This is a genomic window from Bradyrhizobium sp. Cp5.3, assembly GCF_000426265.1.
Lineage (GTDB): Bacteria > Pseudomonadota > Alphaproteobacteria > Rhizobiales > Xanthobacteraceae > Bradyrhizobium > Bradyrhizobium neotropicale.
This window is the reverse complement of the sequence record NZ_KE384515.1, coordinates 118,136-142,361: the sequence shown is the minus strand read 5'-3', so window position 1 is coordinate 142,361 and position 24,226 is coordinate 118,136. Positions and strand designations below refer to the sequence as shown.

The 24,226-nt window shown below is 64.1% G+C and carries 22 protein-coding genes and 1 pseudogene; 8 read left to right on the top strand and 15 right to left on the bottom strand.

Annotated features, from left to right (window positions below; genetic code table 11):
* Positions 1 to 170 precede the first annotated feature (170 nt).
* Together K289_RS47440 and K289_RS0141600 are read left to right on the top strand one after the other, a co-directional pair.
* Positions 171 to 959, top strand: coding sequence for a Crp/Fnr family transcriptional regulator (locus K289_RS47440; protein WP_035688241.1), 789 nt, complete (start codon positions 171 to 173; stop codon positions 957 to 959).
* 759 nt (positions 960 to 1,718) lie between these two features.
* Positions 1,719 to 2,018: a hypothetical protein gene (locus K289_RS0141600; protein WP_027556679.1), complete on the top strand. Its 300-nt coding sequence runs from the start codon at positions 1,719 to 1,721 to the stop codon at positions 2,016 to 2,018.
* Positions 2,019 to 2,099: 81 nt separating this feature from the next.
* Here the strand turns inward: K289_RS0141600 and K289_RS0141595 are convergent, their stop codons facing one another.
* From K289_RS0141595 to K289_RS0141560, 8 genes are all read right to left on the bottom strand, one after another.
* A complete protein-coding gene (locus K289_RS0141595; protein WP_198024901.1) occupies positions 2,100 to 4,295 on the bottom strand; it encodes a TonB-dependent siderophore receptor in 2,196 nt (731 codons plus the stop codon).
* Between the two features lie 319 nt (positions 4,296 to 4,614).
* Positions 4,615 to 5,523: a lipase family protein gene (locus K289_RS0141590; protein WP_027556677.1), complete on the bottom strand. Its 909-nt coding sequence runs from the start codon at positions 5,521 to 5,523 to the stop codon at positions 4,615 to 4,617.
* A 161-nt stretch (positions 5,524 to 5,684) separates the two neighbouring features.
* On the bottom strand, positions 5,685 to 6,875 hold the full coding sequence (gene uxuA / locus K289_RS0141585) for a mannonate dehydratase (RefSeq protein WP_084788970.1): 1,191 nt from the start codon (positions 6,873 to 6,875) through the stop codon (positions 5,685 to 5,687).
* A 16-nt stretch (positions 6,876 to 6,891) separates the two neighbouring features.
* Complete coding sequence (locus K289_RS0141580) at positions 6,892 to 7,941, bottom strand: L-idonate 5-dehydrogenase (protein WP_027556675.1); 1,050 nt, start codon at positions 7,939 to 7,941, stop codon at positions 6,892 to 6,894.
* A complete protein-coding gene (locus tag K289_RS0141575) occupies positions 7,938 to 9,344 on the bottom strand; it encodes a TRAP transporter large permease (RefSeq protein WP_027556674.1) in 1,407 nt (468 codons plus the stop codon). Before K289_RS0141575 ends, K289_RS0141580 begins: the two co-directional genes overlap by 4 nt.
* A 4-nt stretch (positions 9,345 to 9,348) precedes the next feature.
* Positions 9,349 to 9,927, bottom strand: coding sequence for a TRAP transporter small permease (locus K289_RS0141570; RefSeq protein ID WP_027556673.1), 579 nt, complete (start codon positions 9,925 to 9,927; stop codon positions 9,349 to 9,351).
* Between the two features lie 104 nt (positions 9,928 to 10,031).
* Complete coding sequence (locus tag K289_RS0141565; protein ID WP_371260922.1) at positions 10,032 to 10,997, bottom strand: sialic acid TRAP transporter substrate-binding protein SiaP; 966 nt, start codon at positions 10,995 to 10,997, stop codon at positions 10,032 to 10,034.
* Between the two features lie 82 nt (positions 10,998 to 11,079).
* On the bottom strand, positions 11,080 to 11,892 hold the full coding sequence (locus tag K289_RS0141560; protein WP_027556671.1) for a FadR/GntR family transcriptional regulator: 813 nt from the start codon (positions 11,890 to 11,892) through the stop codon (positions 11,080 to 11,082).
* 156 nt (positions 11,893 to 12,048) lie between these two features.
* Between K289_RS0141560 and K289_RS0141555 the strand changes: the two genes are divergently transcribed.
* Positions 12,049 to 13,518 carry a mannitol dehydrogenase family protein gene (locus K289_RS0141555; RefSeq protein WP_035688279.1) on the top strand — a complete coding sequence of 490 codons (1,470 nt, stop codon included), beginning with the start codon at positions 12,049 to 12,051 and terminating at the stop codon, positions 13,516 to 13,518.
* Between the two features lie 97 nt (positions 13,519 to 13,615).
* A pseudogene (locus K289_RS47435) lies at positions 13,616 to 14,030 on the top strand (nuclear transport factor 2 family protein).
* A 19-nt stretch (positions 14,031 to 14,049) separates the two neighbouring features.
* Here K289_RS47435 and K289_RS0141545 read toward each other — a convergent pair.
* Positions 14,050 to 14,757, bottom strand: a complete 708-nt coding sequence (locus tag K289_RS0141545; RefSeq protein WP_027556669.1) for an HAD family hydrolase — start codon at positions 14,755 to 14,757, stop codon at positions 14,050 to 14,052.
* 182 nt (positions 14,758 to 14,939) lie between these two features.
* Between K289_RS0141545 and K289_RS0141540 the strand changes: the two genes are divergently transcribed.
* The gene (locus K289_RS0141540; RefSeq protein ID WP_027556668.1) at positions 14,940 to 15,785 is read left to right on the top strand and encodes an SDR family oxidoreductase; all 846 of its coding nucleotides are present in this window, start codon (positions 14,940 to 14,942) and stop codon (positions 15,783 to 15,785) included.
* A 124-nt stretch (positions 15,786 to 15,909) separates the two neighbouring features.
* The gene (locus K289_RS0141535) at positions 15,910 to 17,178 is read left to right on the top strand and encodes a serine hydrolase (RefSeq protein ID WP_027556667.1); all 1,269 of its coding nucleotides are present in this window, start codon (positions 15,910 to 15,912) and stop codon (positions 17,176 to 17,178) included.
* 142 nt (positions 17,179 to 17,320) lie between these two features.
* On the opposite strand, the gene K289_RS0141530 is transcribed toward K289_RS0141535, so the two are convergent.
* Positions 17,321 to 18,595, bottom strand: coding sequence for an MFS transporter (locus tag K289_RS0141530; RefSeq protein WP_027556666.1), 1,275 nt, complete (start codon positions 18,593 to 18,595; stop codon positions 17,321 to 17,323).
* Positions 18,596 to 19,084: 489 nt separating this feature from the next.
* On the opposite strand from K289_RS0141530, the gene K289_RS0141525 reads away from it, so the two are divergent.
* On the top strand, positions 19,085 to 19,663 hold the full coding sequence (locus K289_RS0141525; RefSeq protein WP_027556665.1) for a MarR family winged helix-turn-helix transcriptional regulator: 579 nt from the start codon (positions 19,085 to 19,087) through the stop codon (positions 19,661 to 19,663).
* Positions 19,664 to 19,676: 13 nt separating this feature from the next.
* On the opposite strand, the gene K289_RS0141520 is transcribed toward K289_RS0141525, so the two are convergent.
* Positions 19,677 to 20,630 (bottom strand): hypothetical protein, encoded by a 954-nt coding sequence (locus tag K289_RS0141520; protein WP_027556664.1) that lies wholly within the window; start codon positions 20,628 to 20,630, stop codon positions 19,677 to 19,679.
* A gap of 817 nt (positions 20,631 to 21,447) precedes the next feature.
* On the opposite strand from K289_RS0141520, the gene K289_RS0141515 reads away from it, so the two are divergent.
* Entirely contained in the window at positions 21,448 to 22,218 is a 771-nt protein-coding gene (locus tag K289_RS0141515; RefSeq protein WP_027556663.1) for a response regulator transcription factor, read from the top strand.
* A 120-nt stretch (positions 22,219 to 22,338) separates the two neighbouring features.
* Here the strand turns inward: K289_RS0141515 and K289_RS0141510 are convergent, their stop codons facing one another.
* The 4 genes from K289_RS0141510 to K289_RS0141495 are packed head-to-tail and all read right to left on the bottom strand — an operon-like array spanning position 22,339 to position 24,225.
* The gene (locus K289_RS0141510; RefSeq protein ID WP_027556662.1) at positions 22,339 to 22,797 is read right to left on the bottom strand and encodes a hypothetical protein; all 459 of its coding nucleotides are present in this window, start codon (positions 22,795 to 22,797) and stop codon (positions 22,339 to 22,341) included.
* On the bottom strand, positions 22,794 to 23,303 hold the full coding sequence (locus K289_RS0141505) for a hypothetical protein (RefSeq protein WP_027556661.1): 510 nt from the start codon (positions 23,301 to 23,303) through the stop codon (positions 22,794 to 22,796). Before K289_RS0141505 ends, K289_RS0141510 begins: the two co-directional genes overlap by 4 nt.
* A gap of 41 nt (positions 23,304 to 23,344) precedes the next feature.
* Complete coding sequence (locus K289_RS0141500) at positions 23,345 to 23,809, bottom strand: rod-binding protein (RefSeq protein WP_027556660.1); 465 nt, start codon at positions 23,807 to 23,809, stop codon at positions 23,345 to 23,347.
* The gene (locus K289_RS0141495; RefSeq protein WP_027556659.1) at positions 23,806 to 24,225 is read right to left on the bottom strand and encodes a hypothetical protein; all 420 of its coding nucleotides are present in this window, start codon (positions 24,223 to 24,225) and stop codon (positions 23,806 to 23,808) included. Before K289_RS0141495 ends, K289_RS0141500 begins: the two co-directional genes overlap by 4 nt.
* Between the last annotated feature and the right edge of the window lies 1 nt (position 24,226).

Sequence of the window (24,226 nt, the reverse complement as noted above, 5' to 3'; positions counted from 1 at the left end):
TAATCGTATGACTTATTCAAAGTCCTGTTTGCGCGGCAAAGCTGTGCCGTTTGAGTACCGCAATTGTCCGTACTTGATCTCCCCCGAGGGCTCTGTTTGGATTAGTTTTCGTTGGGCAATTCATGTTTCGGATAATCCTAGTGGATCAGACAAATGGATACCGTCGTTCAATGACAGCCAGTTCGCCGGAAAGCATTGCGACGGACCACCGCACTGGCATCGGCAATCGGCTGCTGGCGGGGTTGCCGCCGGCGGATCTCGGCTTGCTGACACCCCACTTCCAGAAGGTCTCGTTCGAACCCGATGCCGTCCTGGTGCGGTCGGGCGATGAGCTCGACCCGGTTTACTTTCCCCATAGCGGCGCAATCGCCTTCATGCTCGATATGCCGGACGGACAGACGGTCGCAACCACATTGATGGGACGGGAAGGCGCTTTGGCCTCGTTCTCCGTGCTCGGCCCGTCGCTTTCATCCGTGACCGCGGTTGCTCGCGTGGCCGGCACAGCCTCGCAGATCTCCGCCGCCAGGTTTCGGGCCGCCTATGCGCAGAGCGCCGCCATCCGGAATGTCGTGCAGGTCCATGTCCGCGCGCTGTTGTTGCAGCTCCAGCACGTTGCTGCCTGCAACGCGTTACACCTGGTGGATAGCCGCATGGCGCGGTGGCTCCTGCAGCTCCACGACCGCGTTCCCGATGATCGCCTTCCGGTGACGCAGGAGGCGCTTGCGCAGTTGCTTGGGGTGCGGCGGACAACAGTGACCCTGACGATGAACAAGCTGCGCGCGGCCGGCGCCGTCCCGTCCGACCGGCGCGGGTTCGTAGAGATCGACCGGACGCGGCTCGAGCGCGTCGCATGCGATTGCTATGGGCTCATGCAGCGCAAGATCGATCGGATGTATTGCCAGGAATTGTCGGCGCCGCAGCCTGCCCTTGCGCCAGTCCGGGAAACAACCGCGCGGTAGTGAGGGCGTGTATGAGGTCCACTGTGCCGCTGAGGGCGGCGCAATAGCGGACCTCACCGGAGGTCCGGATTGGTCCAAAAGGCAACATTCGAGAGAAGGCCACCGGCCAAAGCCAGGCCCTAGCGAGGGCGGGTCTTTTCGATGAAGGCGTCCCATTCATCACCGACGGCGATCCGAAACAAGCCAGGAGGGATCGCACCCACATTTGCCGGCGCGAGATCACCGAGCGGTGGGCCACATGCCTTGATGAAGAAGTTGACGGCATCGCCAGTCGTCAGAACCCCAGCCGCCTGAGCCGTTGGCGCATGCGTGCGGACACAGTCTTTAAGGTTGGAAACGACTTGCCGCAATCTATCGTTTTGCTCTGTCTGTGCGGACACCGACCAAGGCACAGTTGCAAGCAGCAGTGTGATTGCGGTTCTCAACGTACGAATTCCACAAGATAAGCCCGCCAGAATTGGGTTAGATCATTGCGGTTTAAGTGTGGATGGCCCCCGCCAACGCGCGGCAGAAATCCGCTTACGCCCGCTAGCGGTTCATCATACCCGCAACAGCAGGTCTGATATCGGCCAACCTGCTTTAGCAGTGCGACGCGAGCGCATCCGCCGAGAAAGGGCAGAGTTGCTTCCACTTGCGAGGCCTGAACCAAGATCAAGTCGCTGAAGACGAATCTTCGTCGAGATCGAACTGGAGGTTCGCCTCCTCACGTCGCTCGATACATGCCTCTTGGACATTTCACACAATGATGGAGGTAGCCCCATGCCGATCGTTCAATTTACTCGCTTCAAGACCGACAAGCCCGACGAAATGGTGAAGATTGTCAGCCAGGCGAAGAAGATCTTCGAGAAACACGGCGCCGAATTTCTTCGGCTCTCGCGCTTCCACACTGGCCACTGGGCTGGAGAGCTGTTGGTCACGACGCGCTACGCCAACTGGGAAGTGTACGGCAAAGTGCAGGAGGCCGTGGCAAAGGACCCTGAGTTCGCGCAGGTGCTGGCCGAGGGAATGAAGATTTCCGAACTGCAGGGCCGTAACATCGCCGTCAGCATCGATCTCTAGTCGGGCTGCCGCTCCGCGCACCACGCCAAGCGCGAAGGCCGCCGGACATGAGCCGGCGGCCGGGCGAGTTCAGTCGCAACGTCAAAAATCCACCGTCATCGAGAGCCACGCCGTGCGCGGCATGCCGCTGATGACATAGCCGGTCGGATTGGCGATCCAGTAGGGCTTGTCGAAGAGGTTGGTGATGCTGGCACGGAAGGTGGTCGGCCGTCCCCCGACCCTCGTCGCGTAGCGCGCCCCGATATCGAAAGTCATCCAGCTCGGCACCGACTGGACGTTGTCGGCGCTGACATAGGCCCTGTTGGTGTAGATCGTGCGCGCGGTCGCCGTAAGTCCCGGCAGGAACGGTATGTCCCATTCGACTCCAAGATTGCCCTGGAGATCTGGCGCACCGACGGCGTGGTGGCCATCATTGACGTGCCCCGCCGTGCTGGTCAATCGCGCGTCCAGGAACGTCACGCCACCAAGCACGCGAACACCAGGGGCGACCACCCCGAACGTATTCAGCTCGATGCCGCGATGCCGCTGCCCGCCATCGAGACTGAAGATTTTCGTCACTGGATCGGTGACGCCCGCGGGCAGGCTGATCTGAAATGCCGCAAGGCTCGCACCGAACCCGCCGAGATCGAGCTTCGTGCCGACTTCATATTGCCGCGTCTTGAACGGCGCGAACACCTGGTTCGGATTCGCGGCCCCGGTCGGCGGCGTCGGTCCGGGCGTAAGACCTTCGATATAGCTGGCGTAAAGGGAGAGCTGCTGGATCGGCCTGACCAGCAAAGCGACCGACGGCGAGGTCGCGCTCTGGCCATAGTGGGCGGTATCGAGGCCACTCACGGTGTCGAAGCTGCTCGACACCACCTTCTGCTGACGCGCACCGACGATCAGCTGCAGCTGGCCGTTCATCACCGAGAGGGTGTCGGCAACACCGACACTCTGCAGGTCGAGCGCGCCCGATTTTCCTTCCGGAAAGGACGATATCGGCGTTCCCGGAATCGCCAGCAAAGTCGGCGTGTAGATGTTGGTGAGGTAGTTCGCGTAATTCGTTTGCCCGAGCCAGTCCGTCCGCTGCAATGAGCTGCCGCTGACGACGACTTCGTGGGCGACCGGACCCGTGTCGAAGCGGGACCGCACGCCTGCTTCACCGGACACCGCTTCCGACCTTCCCGTCTGGAATCGCGAGGTCGACGATGCGTCTCCCGCGGTATTGAGAATGGTCGCGCCCGGCGCCTCCCGCTTGTCGAAGCCGAAGCGATTGCCGCCGATCGCGCCGAACACGGTGATGTCCGAGGTCAGGTCATATTCGGCGCGGGTCAGGCCCGTGATGCTGTTGGCGCGCGCATAGTCGAACGGTTGCGCGAGGTTGATCCGGGGATCTGGCGCGGCCGGGACAGCGATGCCGGCAACCGGCGTGTAGCCGCGCGCAGCCGCCCGCATCCAGTCGTCCTGATAGACGATATCGGCCGACCATCTGAAACGTTCGCTGCGATAGTCGACGCCGAGCGAACCGGCACCATCGCGCACCGACTGCCGATCGATGGTCGTGTTGCCGCCGTCCATGGCACCGTTGAAGCGGACGCCCCATTCCTTCTGCTCGCCGTAGCGGCGCGCCACATCGAGCTCGGTGCCGAAACGGGCATTGGACATGTAACCGGCGGTCAATCGCGTCAGCGGATCGTCCCCGGCACGCTTGGTCACGACGTTGACGCTGCCGCCGATACTGCCTTGCGGCGCCATGCCGTAGAGGAACGCCGCGGGCCCCTTGAAGAGTTCGATGCGCTCGATCGGCGCGGGATTGACGCGATAGTTCGGGACGAGGCCGTAGAGTCCGTTCAGCGCGATTTCGCTGTTCTCCACGCGGAAGCCGCGAATGGTCATCGCGTCATACCGGTTGCTGCTGCCGATGGCGGCGCGGACCGACGGATCGCTGTTGGTCAGCACTTCGGCGACACTGGTCGCCTGCTGATCCCGGATTGTCTGCTCAGTATAGCTGGTGACGCTGAACGGCGTTGCCATGTAGTCCTTATTGCCGAGGAGACCGAGCTGGGCTCCGCGCGCGACCTGACCGCCGGCGAAGGCTTGCGGCAGCGCCGCTCGCTGTGCGCCGAGCGATGGGGCGGGAGGCGCCGCGACGTTGTCGCGGCTCGCCGTTTGCCGCGGCGAACCGACACGCGATGCCTGCGACGGCCTGCGCGGGTTCGATGCGGTGGCACGACGAGGCGACGGTGACTCCACGACCACCGGTGGAAGGCTTTGGCCGGCTGCGGCAGCCGGACGCACAGATGTTTCCGATTGACTTGGCTGTTGCGCTTGAGCCGAATTCGCGGCGAGCAGAACCGAGACACATGCAATGGATAGCGCCGCCCCGCGCGGCAAGTTCAGGTCGCTCAACGTATTCCCCCAAAGGACGCAACCGCACGCGACGCCGTCTCGATCAACGCGAGACGAACGATCGCGAACTCCCGTGAGGGGCATTAAGCAAACCGCGACGCCGCGGCCAGTAGAACACGTCTAGAGTCGTGAATGATGCGACGATCGCACGCAGCGATCCTCAGATTTGGAAGAGTTTTAATCCGAAGCTTGGAGCAATGGCTGCCTGCTACTGAACGGACGAAAGCGCCGCATGGTAGCGATCCGGCAAATGATCACCGATCCCCGGCGGCAGGGGTATGGAAAGATTGTCGATGAGGCGCGCGGGCTGCGACCGCCCGCCGAAAAGATTGATGATCTGCTCGACCAGTCCGGCGTCTGCCCGCGGCTCGTTGGAGCCGAAATCTCCCGTCAGCTCATCGGCGTCGAACTTCGTTCCACGCTCGCATGCGAGAAAGCGGCCGACATGCAGAAAGCGGAGCTGCGGCGGCGGAACGGTCGCGACGATGTCGGAGCCGTGCACGAGGCGATAGGTCGTCTTGCCGAACGCATCATCGTAAGGCGTAACAAAAACGTCGCGACCGGCGCGCGGACAGCCGTAGAGATAGATCTGCGCGTTGCCCAGCTTGAGTTCGTCGCGCGCGAAATCGGCGGTGATCACCGCGATTGCAGCTCCCAGGCTGTGCCCGGTGATGAAGATGGGGGAATTGTCGGCAAGCGCTGCCGTGATGGCCACCTTGACGTCATCCCAGACCGCCGCTGCCGCCGCGCGGAAGCCCTCGTGGACGGGTGACACTGGAAGGCCAAGAGAGAAGTCGTTGAGCCAATTCAGCAAGTGAAGTGGATCGGTGCCGGCGAAGGCGACGATCGTCGCCCTGCCCCTCCGGGCGGTGATCCCCCTCGTATCCGTCAGCTCAGGCGTGAGCTTGACCGGCTGGATCAACCGCTTGACGTCGGATAGCTGCCAGATGCGCGCGACCTCGGTGATCGTATCCGGCACATGGGTCTCGTAGGCGAGCTGCGACATCCACATCATCGCCCGCGCAGTGCCGAGATTGAAATTGTCGGAATCTGCGTCGAAATCCGCGAACGCGTTCGGATCGTGTCGATCGGGAGGAAGTTCGACCAAAATGCTCACATTCAGCTCCCAAACGGCTGTGTGGCTGCATGCATCGATCGAAAGCAATGCAGCCACTCTGGCACATCATGGAGCCAAAGACAAACTCAGCGAGCGCGCGAACCCGCCGCCTCGCCAAAGTATCGGGAGACGCGGTATCAGGAGACGGCCTGCCGAACCAGCTACTGATGCTCGATCGCGCGGATTGCGCCGCGCAGCTCGGCGAGGCCGCGCAGGCGCCCGATCGCGGTGTAGCCGGGATTGGTACGCTTGGTGGCGGCGAGATCATCCAGCATGCGGTGACCGTGATCGGGGCGGAAGACGATCTGCCGATCCGGCGAACGCCGCGCGTTCTCCTTCAGCAGCGCCTTCAGCACCGCGATCATGTCGACGTCGCCGTCGAGATGATCGGACTCGTAAAACGAGAGACCGTCGGCCTCGCGCCTGGTGGCGCGCAGATGCGCAAAAGCGATGCGCGGACCGAAGCGCTCGGCCATCGCAGGCAGGTTGTTCTCGGCGCGGACGCCGAGCGAGCCCGTGCACAGGCAAATGCCGTTGGCCTTCGACGGGACAGCATCGAATAGCGCCTGATAATCGTCCGCGGTCGAAGCGACGCGCGGCAGGCCGAACAGCGGGCGCGGCGGATCGTCGGGGTGCAGCGTCAGCGACACGCCCAGCTGCTCGGCGACCGGCGCGACGCGCGCGAGGAACTCGGCGAGATGCTGGCGCAGGATCTTGGGCGTGATATCGCGATATTGTTCGAGCCGGTCGCGGAATTGCGGGATGGTCATCGGCTCGGTGGTCGAGCCGGGCAGCGCGCTGGCGATGACCATCACGAGATAGTCGATATCGGCCTGCGTCATCTGTTCGAACAGCTTTTTCGCGCGCGCTTGCTGTTCCGGTGAGTATTCCTGGAGCGCCGCCGGCCGCTTCAGGATATGCAGCTCGAACGCCGCAAAACGGTCCTGGTCGAAGCGCATGGCGCGGGCGCCGTTCGGCAGCTCCCATTCGAGATCAGTGCGGCACCAATCGACCACCGGCATGAAATTGTAGCAGATGATCTTGATGCCGGCGCTTGCCACCGCCTCGAGGCTCGCGATCCACGCCTCGATCGATCGCGTCGCCTTACCGCCTAACCGCTTGACGTCGTCGGGAATCGGAATCGATTCTACCACAGACCAGGTCAGTTGCGAGCGGCCGGGCTGGCCGTGTTCGATGAAGTTCTTGCGCTCTTCGACGGCCTTGCGCGTCCAGGCTTCGCCGATCGGCACCTGATGCAGCGCCGAGACGATGTCCGTCGCGCCAGCCTGCCTGACATCGTCGAGCGACACGGGATCATCGGGCCCGTACCAGCGCCATCCCTCCAGCATCATGCGCGTTCTCCCAGGATCAGTTCGCTGTCAGCACGACCTTGACGCTCTGCGAGCGGTCGAGCGCGAGGCGGAGCGCATCGGGCGCCGTCGACAACGGCCGCTCGGCCGTGACCAGCGACAGCACATCGACGCTGCCGGCGGCGATCAGTTCCACCGCGGTCATGAACTCGAAGCCGAAGCGGAACGAGCCGCGCAGGTCGATCTCCTTGGCCATCACCGCGTTCGCCGGCACCGGAATCTGGCCGCCCGGCAGATTGCCGATCTGCACCACCGTGCCGCCGCGCCGGACGATCTGAATCGCACTGGCAAGGCCCGCAGCCGTGCCGGAGACTTCGAAAGCGACGTCGTAAGGGCGCGCGGCCGCCTGGGCTTTAAGGCCGTCCTCGCCGGTCCCGACGTTCTCGACATGGTCGGCCCCGAGCCGGCTGGCAAACGCGAGCGGCGCCGGCGCGATGTCTGCGACCGTGATGTCGGCGATGCCGGCACGGCGTGCGGCGAGCATGGTCAAAAGCCCGATCGGGCCGGCGCCGAAGATGATGCCGCGCTTGCCCTCGATGTTGCCGGCGCGCGCGACCGCGTGCAGGCAGACCGCGAGCGGCTCGGCGAGCGCTGCGGCCTGATAGGAGACGTGATCGGGGATCTTCACGCACTGCGCCGGGATTGCGTCGAAATAGTTGGCGAAGCCGCCCTGCATGTGCGGCGTCTTCGACGCCGAGCCCATGAAGTAGATGTTCTCGCAGAGGTTCGGCCGGCTCTCGCGGCAGGCGACGCAATGGCTGCACCAGCGCGACGGATTGACGGCGACGCGGTCGCCGACCTTCAGGTTGGCTGCGGATCCGGCGATCTCAACCACCTCGCCGGAGATCTCGTGCCCGAGAACCAGGGGCGACTTCACCACGAAATCGCCGGTGCGGGCATGGCGGAAGTAATGCATGTCCGAGCCGCAGATGCCGCCGGCGCCGAAGCGGATGCGCACCATGCCGTCGCTGAGCTTATCGAGCGGATGCTCGATCATGCGCAGATCTTCGGGACCGAACAGGGTTGCGGCGAGAGCTGTGGAGGTCATTTGGAGAGTCCCATGTATTTTGGCAGCCAGAGGGTCAGTTCAGGGATGTAGGTGATCGCGATCAGGGCGAGCAGCAGCGGCACCAGCCAGGGCAGGATCGCCACCGTCGTGCGTTCGACCGAGAGCTTTGCAACCCGCGCCAGCACGAATAGCACCATGCCGAGCGGCGGATGCAACAAGCCGATCATCAGGTTCAGCGTCATGATCAAGCCGAAGTGGATCGGATCGATACCGAGCTTGAGCACGATCGGCAGCAGGATCGGTACCAGGATGGTGATCGCCGCCGTGGTGTCGATGAAGCAGCCGACGAACAGGATCAGGATGTTGGCAAGCAGCAGGAACACCCATTTATTGTGGGTGACGCTCAGCATGAAATCCGACAGCGTCTGCGCGGCCTGCGACACCGTCAGTAGCCAGGCGAAGATCGAAGCGGCGGTGACGATGAAGAGCACGGAGGCCGTGGTCTCGATGGTGTCGAAAGTCGCTTTCGCCACCGTCTTCAGCGTCATGGTGCGGTAGCGCACGAGGCCGAGGAACAGCGACCAGATCACGGCGGCGACCGCGGCCTCCGTCGGCGTGAACCAGCCGAGCGTCATGCCGCCGATCAGAATCACCGGCGCCATCAGCGCCATCACCGCGGAGAAGTCGAAGTACCAGTCGATCGCGAGCAGCGTGCCGAGACCGATCACGACCGCCATGTTGGTCGACATACCGGCCAGCGTCATCAGCCAGATCGCGAGCGGGAAACTGAGCACGATCGCGATCTCGAGCCCGGCCGAGCCAAGCTGCGGCCAGGAGAACGGCGTATCGCTGCCCCACTTGTTCTTGTGCGCAAAGTAGGTGACGGTCGCCATCATGAGCAGCGTCATGACGACACCCGGAATGACGCCGCCCAGGAACAGCGCGCCGATCGAGACGTTCGCCATCATGCCGTAGATCACGAAGGGCAGCGACGGCGGGATGATCGGCCCGAGCGTCGCGGAGGCCGCGGTGACGCCGACCGAGAATTCGGTGGAGTAGCCGTGATCCTTCATCGCCTTGATCTCGATGGTGCCGAGACCGGCGGCGTCCGCGATCGCGGTGCCGGACATGCCGGAGAAGATCACCGAGCCGATGATGTTGACGTGGCCGAGGCCGCCGCGCATCCAGCCGACCAGCGCGACGGCGAATTTGTAGATGCGCCCCGTGACGCCGGCGATGTTCATGAGATTACCGGCGAGGATGAAGAAGGGCACGGCGAGCAGCGGAAAGCTCTCGACGCCGGCGATCATGCGCTGCGCCAGCGTGACGTCGGGCGTCACACCGCTCACCAGGATGTAGAGCAGCGACGACGCGGCCATGGCGATCGCCACGGGAACGCCGAGCAGCATCAGGATGAGAAAACCACCAAGCAGCAGCAGCATGACGTTACCCCTCCGATCCGTCGTAGGCGCCCGGACGTTCCAGGATCGAGTAGCCCTGCCGCCAGTTCTCCAGCGCCACCTGCATGGAGCGCACGGTCATCAGCACGAAGCCGAGCAGCACGGCGTAATAGACGTAGTTCTTGAGAAAATTGATCGTGGTCATCGACTCGTCGCCGATGATCTGGATGTAGACCCAGACCAGCTTGATGGCGTAGCCGAAGAAGGCGATCCGGATCAGGTCGATCACCGTCGACAGCACGCGCGCGACCAAATGGGGCAGATAGCGGTAGATGAGATCGACCTGGATGTGCCGCGACAGCCGCACGCACATCGACGAGCCGATGAAGACCACGCCGATCAGGCAGTAGGTCGCGATCTCCTCGGTCCAGGCGTAGCTGTCGTTGAGCACGTAGCGCGTGAAGAACTGGAGGAAGACGGCGAGCGCCATCGCCCAGAAGATCACGAGCGCCACCCAGTCCTCGAAGGCATAGATGCCGAGATCGACCTTCGGCGTCGCCTCCTCTTCGAAGGTATGGGCGATCTCGTCCCCGGTGATCTGCCGGTGTATTTCGGCCGTCGACATGTGTTACTCCCCAAATGGACTGGACGTCATTCCGGGGCGACTCGTGAGCGTCGAACCCGGAATCTCGAGATTTCTCGCTTCGCGCGCCCCGGAATGACCTGCGGTCACTTCACCGCCTGGATGCGCTCCCAATCCGCCTTGCGATAGCCGAAGGTCTCGAACGGGACATTCTTCAGCACGATGTCGCGGAACTCGTTCTTGTCGACCTCGGTCACGGTCAGGCCCTTCTCCTTGAAGAAGGCGACGAGCTTGGCTTCGTTCTGCTTGATCTCCTCGGTCGCCTTGGCGGCGGCTTCCTGGGCGACGTCGGTGAAGATCTTCTTGTCCTCGTCGCTGAGCTTCTTCCACAGCGCACCCGCCACCACCGTGTTGAGGTGGTCGACGATGTGGCCGGTCAGCACGATGTGCTTCTGCACCTCGTAGAACTTCTTGGCCTCGATCGTGGTCAGCGGGTTTTCCTGCGCCTCGACGGTGCCGTTCTGGAGCGCCAGATAGACTTCCGCGAAGGCGATCGGCGCGGTGTTGGCGCCGCAGGCGCGCGGCATTGCGAGATAGGCCGGCACGTCAGGCACGCGCATCTTGAGGCCCTTGAGGTCGGCGCAGGTCTTGATCGGCTTGTTCGACGAGGTCTGGCGCACGCCGTAATAGGTCACCGCGATGATGTGGTGGCCGCTCTTGTCCTCGTAGCCCTTGGCGAGCTCCTTGAAGATGTCGCTCTTGGTGTAGGCGAGCAGATGGTCGGCGTCGCGGAAGGTGTAGGGGTAGTAGGTCACGCCGATCGGCGGAAAACTCTTCGCCGCGAAGCTCGAGCCGGAGATGATGATGTCGACCGAGCCGAGCGAGAGGCCCTGGTTGATGTCGGCCTCCTTGCCGAGCTGGGACGCCGGATAGACGTCGACCTGATAGCGCCCGTTGGTGCGCTTGCCGATCTCCTGCGCGGCCCAGACCGAAGCAGAGTGGAATGGCTCCGAGGTTTCGTAGACATGGGCCCATTTCAGCTTGGTCTGCGCCATGCCGGCAGCCGTGGTGGCAAGCATTGCGGCGATTGAGACCGCCAGCACCGTCGTCATTTTCCTGAACATTGATTTTTCCTCCATCGCTCAAGTCTGCTTCTTGTTCGCCCGCCCCGAGACGGGTGCGGACCGCCCAATCTCATCGCCGCCGCGCGCCGCTGCGCGCGGCCTGCTTCTTCGGCGCTCGTTTTGGTTTTGACGGCTTCGCCGCAGATCGCCCCGCCCGGCTCTGGCCGGAGGCCATCGCTGCGACCTCGATACCGAAATTCTGCGCGAACCGCTCCTGCGAGTGCGCAAGATGATCGCGCATTGCGTCGCGGGCAGCATTCGGATCACGCGCCGCAATGGCGTCGCGCACCGCGCGGTGCTCGTCGAGCGCGGTGCGCCAGGTGCGCGGATTCTCGAAATAATGCGCAAGCTGCGCGAAATAGGGATTGAGGCGCTGGTCGAACAGCTCGCCGACGACGCGCACCAGAACCGCATTGCCGAGACTGCCGGCTATCGCGACATGGAAGGCACGGTCATGGATCATCGAGGCTTCGCCGGGGTGCTCGACATTTTCCATGGCAAGGAGCGAGGCGTCGATGCGTGCGAGATCGTCCTTGGTCGCCATCCGCGCGGCCTGCTCGGCGATCGCACCTTCGAGGAATTCGCGGGCGCGCAGCAGCTCGAACGGGCCCTCGATGACCGCGGCCGCCTGTACAAGCGCGGCAGCCCCCGCAGGTTCGATGACATAGATTCCTGAACCGACGCGGATGCGGACGCGACCTTCGACCTCGAGCGCGATCAGGGCTTCGCGCACCGTCGGCCGCGACACCTTGAGCTGCTCGGCGAGCTCGCGCTCGGTCGGCAAGCGGCTGCCGACCGCGTATTCACCGCTGTCGATCAGACTTCGCAATTGATCGGCGACCTGGCGATAGAGCCGTCTCGCCTCCACAGCTTCCAGCGGCACGCTGGCCTCCCCGAAAGGGTCTCACCGGGTGGTTCTTGCCCGGCGGCCCGCCAATTTTGGAAAATTGGTCTTACCAATTGACCGGAGCATTGACCGAGGACGGGCGCCATGTCAAGCAGCGGCAAAGCAAAGGGGGAGACGACCATGCGCCTTGCCATGCGCCTTGGCCGCGCCAATCTCGACCGGCTGCCGCCGGCCATCCGCCGTCCGGCCTATGACCGCTCGCACCTCGCACCCGGTATCGTGCATCTCGGCCTCGGCGCGTTTCATCGCGCCCATCAGGCCGTCGTCATCGACGATTGTCTTGCCGCCGGCCAAGCCGCCTGGGGCATCGTCGGCGCAAGCCTGCGCAGCCCGGATACGCGCGACGCCCTCGCCCCGCAGGATCATCTCTATACAGTCGCCGTTCGCGCCGCCGAGGGCACCGAGCATCGCGTCATCGGCGCGCTGCTCGACAGCGTCGTCGCCCGCGAGAACCCTGCGCGGCTGGTCGACAGGATGGCGGATCCCGCCGTCCGCATCGTCTCGCTCACGGTGACCGAAAAGGGCTATTGCCACACGCCGCAGACCGGCGATCTCCACGAGCGGCATCCGGATGTCGTGCACGACCTGAACAATCCCGAGGCGCCGCGCTCGGCGCCCGGCTTCATCGCGGCGGCGCTGGCGCGGCGGCGGGCACAAGGCCTTCTCCCCTTCACCGTGCTGTGCTGCGACAACCTTGCCGCCAATGGGCATACCGTGCAGCGGATCGTGACGCAGTTCGCAGCGCTGCGCTCGAAGGATCTCGGCAAATGGATCGCCGATACCGTCGCCTTCCCCTCGACCATGGTCGACCGCATCGTGCCGGAGACGCTGGAGGGCGATCGCGAGGCGGTCTCCGCCGCGCTCGGCATGCGCGACGCGTGGCCGGTGATGACCGAGCCGTTCACGCAATGGGTGATCGAGGATCGCTTCACCGCGGGCCGGCCGGATCTCGCCGCCGCGGGCGTCGAGCTCGTCACCGATGTCAAGCCGTTCGAGCTGATGAAGCTGCGGCTGCTCAATGCCAGCCATTCGGCGCTCGCCTATCTCGGCTATCTCGCCGGCCATGAGACGATCGCCGACACCATGACCGATCCGCATTTCGCGCGCCTCGCCGCGCGGGTGATGGAAGAGGCCGCGGTGACGCTGACGATGCCGGCCGGCACAGACCTTGCCGCCTACCGCGCCTCGCTGCTGCGGCGCTTCGCCAACCCGGCGCTGCATCACCGCACCTGGCAGATCGCCATGGACGGCTCGCAGAAGCTCCCGCAGCGCCTGCTCGGCGCGATGCAGGATCGCTTGCAGAAGAACCTGCCGATCGACACGCATGCGCTCGCCGTCGCCGGCTGGATGCGCTACGTCACGGCGAGCGACGAGCAGGGCCGCGCGATCGACGTGCGCGATCCCCTGGCCGGCGAGCTTGCGGCGCTCGCGCGCGAGGCAGGTCCGGTCGCAGAACGGCTCGCGCCGGCGCTGCTCGGCGTCGGAAAAGTGTTCGGCCCCCTCGGAGACGACCCGCGCCTGCGCGAAGCCGTGAGCGCCGCGCTCGGCCGGCTCTATGCGGAAGGAGCGCGGCGCGCGGTGGCGACTCACATCGCTACGTGACGGCGTCCGCGCCGCGGCCATGTCGTTGCTGCACTGCGGTCAAAATTGAGCAGAAGTCGCGCTTGATTTTTCCGCGTCGTTGGCTCACGCCAGAGGCATGACGAAGGACAGCAAGGTCATTGCCGCCAACGCCGCCTTCTACGCCGCCTTCGCGACCGGGTGACGTCGCGGGCATGGAGCGGATGTGGGCGGACGACGACACCATCTCCTGTATCCATCCCGGCTGGCCGGCGATTGTCGGGCGGGCCACTGTGATCGGAAGCTGGCGCGACATCCTGCAGAACCCGGAGCGGCCGCAGATCGTGTGCGCCGAGCCGCAGGCGATCGTCGACGGCGACAGCGCGCGCGTGCTCTGCATCGAGATCGTCGACGGCACGGCGCTTGCCGCCACCAACCATTTCAGGCGCGTTGCCGACGACTGGCGTCTCGTTCACCACCAGTCGAGCCCGATCGCGCAGATCGTCGAGCAGACCCACGAGGACCCGCCTGGCCCGAGCCGGCGGTTTCACTGAAGCGCAATAGGATGCGGCTTCAGCCGAGGCGTTCCAGCTCCGACAAATCGTCCAGCACGAGGTGCGCGCCGGCAAAGTCATCGTCGCTGAAGTACATGCTGCGCGTGATCAGGACGGGGACGCCCGCGCGCGAGGCCGCGATCAGGCCGTTGGCGGAATCCTCGATCGCGAGACAGTCGGACGCCATCAGGCCCAGTTTCGCCAGGATATCCAGGTACACGTCCGGGGCGGGCTTCTTGTGGCGGACATCGTCGCCGGCGACGATCGCATCGAAATCCGTGGCCCAGCGCTTCCCCAGCGCACGCGACAGCAGCGCATCGATATTGCCGCGCGAGGTCGTTGTCGCGATCGCGAGCCGCTGGCGGCGCGCCTTCGCCGCGGCAAGCAGCTCCGTCACGCCCGGCCGCAACGGGCAGCAGCCTGTTTCGACCAGTTCGGCATAGTGCATGGTCTTGATGCGATGGAGATTTGCGACGTCGTCGTCCGACAGTGGCGCGACGTTTCGCTGCATGGCGTGGTGAGCACGGATGCGTTCCTTGCCGCCCGTCACCCGCAACAGATTCTTGTAGACGGCACGGTCCCAATGCCATTCGAGCCCGCAGCGGACAAAGGCTTCGTTGAAGGCCTGCCGGTGCAATTCCTCCGTCTCCGCCAGCGTGCCGTCGACATCGAAGATCAGCGCGGCGGCGCGCCGGATCAGCTCCGCGGCCGGCGCTTCCTCCCGGATGATCGACGCCTGCGGCAATGCCCTCTCCAACAAACGCTCCCGGTTGATCTGGCTGCGACCAAGCATGGCCTGCACTGGCGGACGAGTAAAATCGCAATATCTTTTGCCGGACCCAAAAATCCCTTATGAGCGGCTTGCGCGCCGCGGCGGCACGGGTCCGGCGGCGATCAGCAAGGAGATCCATGCGGCTCTTCATCTTTGGCCTCGGCTACAGCGCCCGGCACTTCGTCGGTAGATTTGGCGGCGCGTTCTCGCATATCGCCGCCACGGTGCGCGATCCTGCGAAGCAGAACAACCTGGCCGGCGTCGAGCTCCATCGGTTCCCGGGGAACGATCACGATCTGGTCGCGCGGTTTCGCGATGCCGATGTTCTTCTGCTGTCTATACCACCCGATCGCACCGGCGATCCCGTGCTCGCGGCCTTCACGGACGCGCTCGCGGCGGAACGCGGCCGGAAGGCGATCTACCTCTCCACCGTGGGCGTGTATGGCGATCATGGCGGCGCATGGGTCGACGAGAGCACGCCTGCGCGGGCTGGCCTCGACCGCACGCGGATGCGGCTAGCGGCCGAACAGGCCTGGGTGGGTGCGACGCGCGGCGAAGCGGCCATCCTGCGGCTCGCAGGAATCTACGGCCCGGGTCGCAACGCTCTGGCGACGCTGCGGGCAGGATCTGCCCGCCGCATCGTCAAGCCGGGACAGATATTCAATCGGATTCACGTCGACGATATCGCCAGCGCGGTCATGGCCGCGGTTCGTCACCAGGGCGGCGGCACGTGGAATGTCTGCGACGACGAGCCCGCCCCGCCACAGGACGTGATCGCCTATGCCGCGAAGCTGATGGGCGTTCCGCCGCCGGCCGCGGAAGCGTTCGAGACCGCCGAGATGTCGGCGATGGCACGTAGCTTCTATGCCGGCAACGCCCGCGTCTCCAACGCGCGGTTGAAGCGCGAGCTCGGCGTTACGCTGGCCTTCCCGACCTATCGGCAAGGTCTCGTGGCGCTGTGGGACGCAGGCGAAGGCCGATAAGAAGTCCGCCGCATCCGGACGCGCCCCTGCTCCGCTTTCCCTGCAGTTGACTTCAATCCGGCGCGGACGCGATCTTATGGATTTAGCGGGCCATTCATATAACGAGCCCGCTCTGGGGGACAGAATGAAGAAGACGATCGCCATGATCGCGGCGGCGGCTGCCGTCATCACCCTCAACGCGGCCGAGGCCGCGCCACTGCCTGAAGCTGCTCCCGACGACGTCGGATTCTCGGAACAGGGCCTCGCGCGGCTCGATGACTTCTTCGCGCGCGAGATCGCCGCCAGGCGCGTGCCCGGCGCGGTGGTCGCCATCGCACGCGACGGCAAGCTCGTCCACTACAAGGCTTACGGCATGCTCGATCCGGCCAAGGGCACGCCGATGCCGATCGACGCGATATTCGCGCTGGCATCGATGACCAAGCCGATGGCAGCCGTGGCAGGCCTGACGCTGATGGAGCAAGGCCGGCTGCCGCTCCAGGCCAAGCTTTCCGACTACTATCCGGGCTTTGCCGACATGAAGGTCGGCGTGCCCCGGGGAGACGGCTCGCTCAAGCTCGAGCCGCAGGCCTCGCCGGTCTATATCCACGATCTCTACCGGCACACCTCCGGCCTGATGTATGGCGGCCGCCCGGACAGCTCGAGCCCGGTGGCGCGGCAATATCCTGACGGCGTCGCGCCGGCGCTGGAAGGCGACACGCGGGCCTTCGTCGATCGCATCACCAAGCTGCCGCTGGCGCACCAACCCTCGACGGAGTTCGAGTACGGCTTCTCGATCGACGTGCTCGGCGCTGTGATCGAGAAGGTCAGCGAGCAGAAGCTCGGCGAATATCTCGCCGCCAATGTCTGGCAGCCGCTCGGCATGAAGGACGCGACCTTCCATCCCACCGAGGCGCAGCGCACGCGCCTCGCCCGCCCCTTTGCGGACGATCCGCTGACGGGCAAGCCGCAAGCCATCAAACCGCTCGACGAGCCGACCAAGTTCGATTGCGGCGGTGCCTGCTCGTTTGCGACGATCGGCGACTACGTCCGCTTCGGGCAGATGCTGCTCAACGGCGGCGAGCTCGATGGCCAGCGCATTCTCGGGCCCAAGACCGTGCATCACATGACGAGCAACCACCTCGGTCCCGAGATCAAGAACAACGTCGCCAATGTCGAGCCGCATCGCGCCGGCTTCGGCTTTGGCCTTGCGGTTGCAGTCCGCACCGGCGAGGGCCTGTCGTCGGTGCCAGGCAATCCCGGCGAGTTCACCTGGAACGGCGCCTATGGCACGCAGTTCTTCTGCGATCCCAAGGAGCGGCTCGTCGTGGTGGTGGGCACGGCCGCGCCCGGCGAGCTGCGGAAATACTACCGCGAGCAGGTGCAGGATATCGTCTACGGCGCGATGGTGAAGTGAGCGCGCTCTCAAAGTCGCGCGGGCGGCCGACCCGGCCGCCCGCTTGAAATCCGGCGTCAGCTCAGCACGCCATCTTCTGGCACCGCATTCGCCAATAGTTGCCGGCGAAACGCAAATCACCAGCCTGCGAGCGTGCGGGCAATCAGGCCTTGGCTTGCCGTTGTTTCACCGGCGCAGTCTCCGGCATCAGGCCCATCGCGACGAGTCCGACGATTGCTGCGAGCAAGAGGTACCAGGCCGGCGCCAGCGGATTGCCGGTGACGTGGAGGAGCCAGGTCACCACGAGCTGCGCGGTGCCCCCGAAGCTCGCAATCGCAACCGCATAGACGGTCGCGAACACGCCGCCCCGGATGTTCTGGGGCAGCGCCTCGGTGAAGGTGGCGTAGAACGCGGTGAACGGCAGCGAGCCGATGATCGACAGCACGCCGAAGCCGACCAGAAGCGAAAACGCGCCGGGCGCGTGAACGATCCACAGGAAGGTCGGATAGGTCAGCGCGAGCGTGACGAACTGCGGCCAGACCATGACCGGCTTGCGCCCCAGGCGGTCGGCGAGCCAGCCACCGAACAGCGCGCCGACGATCTGAAGGCCGTTGCTGACGAGCGATACGGTGAAGGCCAGTGTCGGCGTCACATGCAGCGTGTTCTGCGCGTAGGTCGTCATGTACTGCGTGACATAGGTCGAGATGGTGCCGCTCGCCAGGATCATCAATGCAAGCGCGATGACGCCGATGTGGCGGCGCGCGAGCGACAGATGGTTCGAGCGTTCTTTGGCTTCAGCGTGCGGGATCGTTTCCGGCAGTGTCCGGCGCATCCAGATGCCGAACGGCAGGCAGATCGCACCGATCAGGAACGCCACCCGCCAGCCATAGGAATCCAGCATCTCCGGTGCCATCGTGTTGCTCAGGACGACGCCGACCAGCGCGCCGGCGGTCGCGGCGATCTCCTGGCTCGCCGGCTGCCAAGCCACCACCAGCGCCCGATGCTCCGGCGGCGCGATCTCGATGAGATAGGCCGTGGTGGGACCAACCTCGCCGCCGAGGGCGAACCCTTGCACCATGCGCGCCGCGATCACGATGACCGGCGCCGCAAGGCCGATCGTGTTGTAGGACGGGGTCAGCGAAATGGTCAGGATCGCCCCGCCCATCAAGGCAAAGCTCAGCAGCATCGCAGGCCGTCGGCCGATCCGGTCGGAATAAATGCCGAGCACGATGCCGCCGATCGGCCGGGTGACGAAGCCCGCGCCGAAAGTCGCCAGCGACAGCATCAGGCTGCCGTACTCGCTCTGGACCGGGAAGAACGCGTGGCCGATCTGGATCGCGAAGAAGCTGTAGGTGATGAAATCGTAGAACTCGAGCATGTTGCCGATGGTGGCGGCCAATGCCGCGTGTTTGACGTTGAACGGCTTTGCTTGCTTCATCACGGACGACAATCTCTGATTCTCTGGGCCTGCTCGCTGCCGCGATTTAATCGTCTCTCTGCGTTGCATCGCAACATCCATTAACCGAAAAGAACGGTTCTATTGCCGCCGACCACATCTGGGCCCGTTGCAGATGTTCAAAGCTCTCGCGCTATTCGAGAGCTTCCACGGCAGCAAATGGGACCCGCAGTGGCGGCAAAGCCACATCATGTGGCCTGAACCGCCTCCGCGTATGCCGTGAATTTCGCGAGCAGCGCCCTTCATTTGACTGAAATTTTCAGAATACTTGAGCCGCGCAATTTACTCGAACTTTCGTCGTGACGCTCTAGTTCCACTCGCGAAAGTTCCATCTCCAGAACGGAGAGGCGTCACGCGCGGCAAGTCTTCTTGCTCCGAGCCGACGTATCGCTCGAGAGCTTCATTCTGCCCCGCCCAGATTGCGCTACCAATGGCTCAATTGAATAAAGCTTTATCCGACTTGGATTGGAAATGAATCTAGCACGCGAGTCGATCGAATTATTGGAGCAGGTCGCGCGGATCATGTGGTTCGAAGGCACCAAGCATGGCTTGCGCGATCGCGAGTGGATGGCGCTGCGCTTCCTCTCCCGCGCCAACCGCTTTTCCAGGACGCCCTCGGCGCTGGCGAGCTACGTCGGCACCACGCGCGGTACTGCTTCGTTCATCATCGGCGAGCTCGAGCGTCTCGGATATCTGGAGCGGAAGCGCTCCGCCAAGGACAAGCGCTCGGTGATGCTGAGCGTTACCCAGCAGGGCAAGAAGTTCCTGGCGCGCGATCCCGTCAACGTTCTCGTCGACGCGATCACCGTGCTCGACGACGACGGCAAGATCCGCTTTCGCGACGCGCTACGGCACGTGCTCGATCAGTCGGATGCGGCCGAGCAGCGGCACCACACCGACGTCTGCAAGCGCTGCATCTTCCTCCGGGAAGACCGCACGGCGAGCGACAGCAAGACGACGGTCGAGTTCACCTGCCGCCTGTTTCGCGCAGCGATAGCGGAAACCGAGATCGACCTGCTATGCACCAGCTTCGAGCATCACCGCCAATAGCAGACCGCCGCGATCACGGCGTTCCCTTGCGCGAGGAGTAAACGACGCCCCCGCTCGCCTCCACGACCAGGCGTCCATTCTCGTTCCTGATCTCCTCGATGCGGCCAAGGCCGGGCACCTGCTGGCCCAGCACGGCCTCGACGACCCCGTTCGGTCCTTGCAGGATGGCAATTCCTTCATACGCTTGGCGAACCGACCAGCCCTTGACCGGCTTGCGCGATGCCAACGTGCGTTCGGATGGCGACACCGAACCCGTGACTTCTGGCGCAGCGAGCGAGGCCATCATCGGCATCGGCTGAGACGCCGGCTGCTGCGACTGCGCCATCGTTGGCGCCGGAGCCTGGGTTTGCGCCAGGGCGAGCTTGTCGAGCTTGGCTGTCGAGGACGAGCTTACCCGCTCGATGCGATCCAGATTCTCCGCGAACCGGCCAAAGCGATCATTGGTGGCCTTGCTCGACTGATCGACCGCGGTGCGCAAGCCGTCGAGATTTTCGGACACGCCTGACACCTGCTTGCGCAGCTGCGCGACCGTCTCGCGCAGATTCCTGATCTCGGCATTGGCCGCGGCATTGGTCTGGACCGGCTGCGTGGCGAGATAGGCGATCACACCGGTGCAGGCGCAGACCACCAACCCGACCGCGGCAGCCAACGTTGCAAGCGGCGCGACCCATGTAGGACGCGGCGGCGGCGGCTTCGCTACGATCACGGCCGGACGAACGACGGCCGGCGCGGGCTTCGGTATCGCCATCTTATCGAGCCGCGCCTTGGCGCGAATGCGCTTGAGACCTTCGAGCGCCTCTTTCGCCAGGGCTTCATCGCTTGCTGTTGCGGACGCGGGCCTCGTGCCGGCGGCGGGCTTAGCCGTTCGCGCCGCATTGTCCTTTGCATCGCGCGTCGCCGGCGCCGGCTTCGCGGCGGCGGACATATCCGCGGTCTCGTTGGGACGAGCTTTGCCATCGGACAACATATGAAAATGCTCCGTTCGGTTCGACAGTTCGAACGAAGCTAGTTGCCGAAGCTTGCCTGAAACGTGCGCACGGAAAAAATCTCGTCACGCAAGATACGACGCGACCTGAGTCTAATGCGTCATGCATGAGGCAAGAGTGCGACTCGAAAGCCACACACTCGCCAAGATTTCGCCAAGCTGGAGTCGCGTCGCCATACGTGAGTCGAATTGTCGCATGTGATCGCACGTCAACGCGAGTCAATCCGGAGTTGAAAATATCCCAATGTGTTTACCCCGCAATGCGACGAAAAATAGCTGCAATTCTACGGGCCTACAGAAATTTGGAACCGCCCCGGGAAAAATATAGTTTGGAATCTAAATCAACTGATACGATCAGATATACCAAGAAACAACTCGAAACAAACCAATAGCATCAAGGCCTCGAATCAACAGCTTTGTTCCGCGCGCTTGATCGGAAATCGGCAATTGTTACGGTCCTACTCAAGTGATTCTCGCCAGCCTGGCGAGGAGATCGACACAGTTCAGTAGTGTTCGGACGCGATGAGCAACTTGGCGCAACTGTACTAGGTCGTTTTCTCAATCCGCTCCGCGAGGTGATCCGTACGACACCCGCCGAGCCCCACGTCGTAGCGTTCAGTATCGAGTCGAAGTAGCAGGCCTGCATCCGCAGGCACTGAATGCGTAAGGCTGCCCGCGAATATCCTAATCAGAACAACGGTTCGCGGGAAGGAATGTCGTCAAACAGCATGGCTGCCGAGCCGGGGCATCACAGACCACTACCCGGCCGCAGCAAGTGCGAAACAGGGGCGAAAGACTGATGTATATTATCGTTGATGATCGCGAGAGCGTCACGAACAGCTACGTAGGCGGGCTCGTTCGTGAAGGCGTATCGTCGATCGGCTTCTCCTCCGGAGAATTCTGGGACTGGCTGCAATCCGCAAGCGAAGCGGATCTTGCCGCGGTCGACGCGTTTCTTCTGGGGGACACCGATGCCCGCGGAAGCCTGCCGCGGGCGGTGCGGAAGCGATCCGCAGCTCCCATCATCGCCGTGAGCGGCCAGAAGATGCTCAAGAACACGCTGGAGCTGTTCGAATCGGGTGTGGACGACGTCGTCCACGTGCCGATTCATCTACGCGAGATTCTCGCTCGGACGGCCGCGATCGCGCGCCGCCGGGTGGGCGACCTGCCGAGGCCGTGCGAGAACAGGATCCAGGTCTTCTTCAATGGACGCGATCCGGAGATTGAAGGCCGTGCCCTCACCCTTCCGCGCCGCGAGTTGCGGATCCTCGAATACATGGTCGGCAATCACGGAAAGTGGATCACCAAGACGCAGATCTTCAACGCCGTCTACGGCATCTTCGAATCCACGTTCGACGAGAGCGTGATCGAGAGCCATGTCAGCAAGCTGCGCAAGAAGCTCCGTGACCGCCTTGGCTTCGATGCGATCGTGGCACGCCGCTACGTCGGATATCGGCTCAACATCCCGGCCGCCGAGGTCCTGGATGAGCCGATGCAGGAGCTCGACGAAGTCGGCATCCTCCTCAACCGGGTGCACGCCGCGCCGGCAGCCTACCCGGCAGGAAACTGACGCCGCAAGTCGTCAATACGACAGCCACATCGGCCTCTGCGGCAGGATAACCGCAGAGGCCGATGCCCTTTCAGCAGCGGGTTCGACGAAGGGCGGGCACGGCTTGGCCGGCGCACCGGATCACGGCTTCTGCTGGAATTCGTCCTTCGAGACGAAGTTGAAGTCCTCGACCAGGACGTCCTGGACGATGTCGGCCTGCATCCGCTCGTTGACGCGCTGCTTGATCGCGGCCGTGAGGATGGACAGGTCGTAACGGGCGAGCTTCCTGAAATCCAGGCGGTCGTCCGCATAGATCCTGCGAAAGGCCTCATCCACGACGAACGGCTCGGGCGGGACGGTGAGCTGGTGCATGGTCCGCGCCTCCACGGTGTAGACGAAACGCGCGACGATGTAGCCCTGCACGCCTCCGTTCTCGACCATGGGCACACTCAGCGCTCGCGTCTTCTGGTATTGCAGCCCGTCGAGATATTCGTCCTTGGCAGGCAACAGGCTGCCGTTTTCCTTCCAGTAGGCCACGGCATAGCTCGTGCCCGCGGTGAGGATGCATACCCAGAGTCCGGCCAGCACCAGTCTGATCATTTGCGGTCCTGCGCTGCGCGGCCGCTATAGGTACCGTCCGACTCGGCATCCTTGATCGCTTTGATGATGATGGCCGCGACTTCCCGTACCGCGTCGTAATGCATCTCGAGCATCGCGCGGTTCCGCTCGAGCTTGTCGCGCAGCCGCCGGATTTCCCAGGTGATCTCGGCCTTGCCGCCGAGATGAATCCGCGCCCGCATCAGGCGGACGAACTCCAGCATGCTCCGGCTCTTGCGCGCGCTGAAGTCGTCGAAGTCGATCTTCTTGCCGGTGGCGAGCGCGACCGTCTCCTCCTCCACGATGCCCTCGAGCCGCCGGATCGCCGCCAGGAGGCCGCTGACCTCGTCCGACCTCACCGCATCGGCCGTGCTGACCGTCAGCTCACCGCCGGCATCCGGCACGTGCACGGGCAGCAAGGCGTTGCCCGGCACGGCTTCCGCCACCTGCTCGGTCTGCGCTTCCGGCGATTCCATCACCAGATCCATCGCGCTGTCGTCTGCCTGCATGAGAAGTCCACCCTCAACTGTCGTCACCCGTTCCAAATCCATCATCCGGCCTTGCCCACATCGTCACGAAGCGCCGGGTGCGCACCGGCGAGCTGCTTGGCAATGCCGATGCCGTTGCCTTTCGCAAGTTGGTTGCCGAGCTGCTCCGCCAACATCGACTTCCAGACGCTGCCGGCGGTTCCCTTGCCGAACACCTGCTCCGACTCCTTCGGCAACATCGTCTCGACGAAGGTCTGGAGGATGAAAGCCTCGAACTTGCGATAGACGTCGCCCGAAGCCGGCGCCTTGATCACCTGCACCGGCGCGGCGTTCGGCGCCTGCGCCTCCGCCGTCTTCGCAGCCTGCTCGCCAGCCGCGGCCTTGCCGGCCTCGGCCTGCATCGTGGCGGCAAAATCGGCATCCGAAGATTTCAGTGCGTCCAGCTTCGCCGTCGCCGCGCGCTGCGTCACGGGATCGGCGGCCTCAAGAACGTCGAGAACGAGGTCGGGTGTCGCTGTCACGATCATGTTCGAATCCGGCTGGCTGTCATCAACGTCCAATCAGGCGCGGCGGAGCGCGTGCCCCCGATGTCTTCGAGCGATCGCTTCTCGGCGTCGCGACGCTTTTCCGCCAGCGCCGCCTTCGCGACCTGCTCGAGCTGCTTGACGCGGCGGCTCTCGGAGCGAACCTGGTCGAGCTGGCGCGAGGCCTGCGCCTGGACGGCTTGTGCGCCAACGCTCGTCGTCGTCAGGCGCCGCGCGATCGATTCGCTCGACGATCCCACAGGCAGCTCTCCTCCGTTCAGCGCCCCGACCAGCCAGGCTTGCTCGTCCTGCAAGCTTCTCTCCTGCTGCCGCAGCTGCGCCAGCTGCCATTCGGCAAGCCGGAGCTGAAGCTTCACCAGCGAGACCATGCGACCGAGCTTTTCCGCGCGCGACGTCATG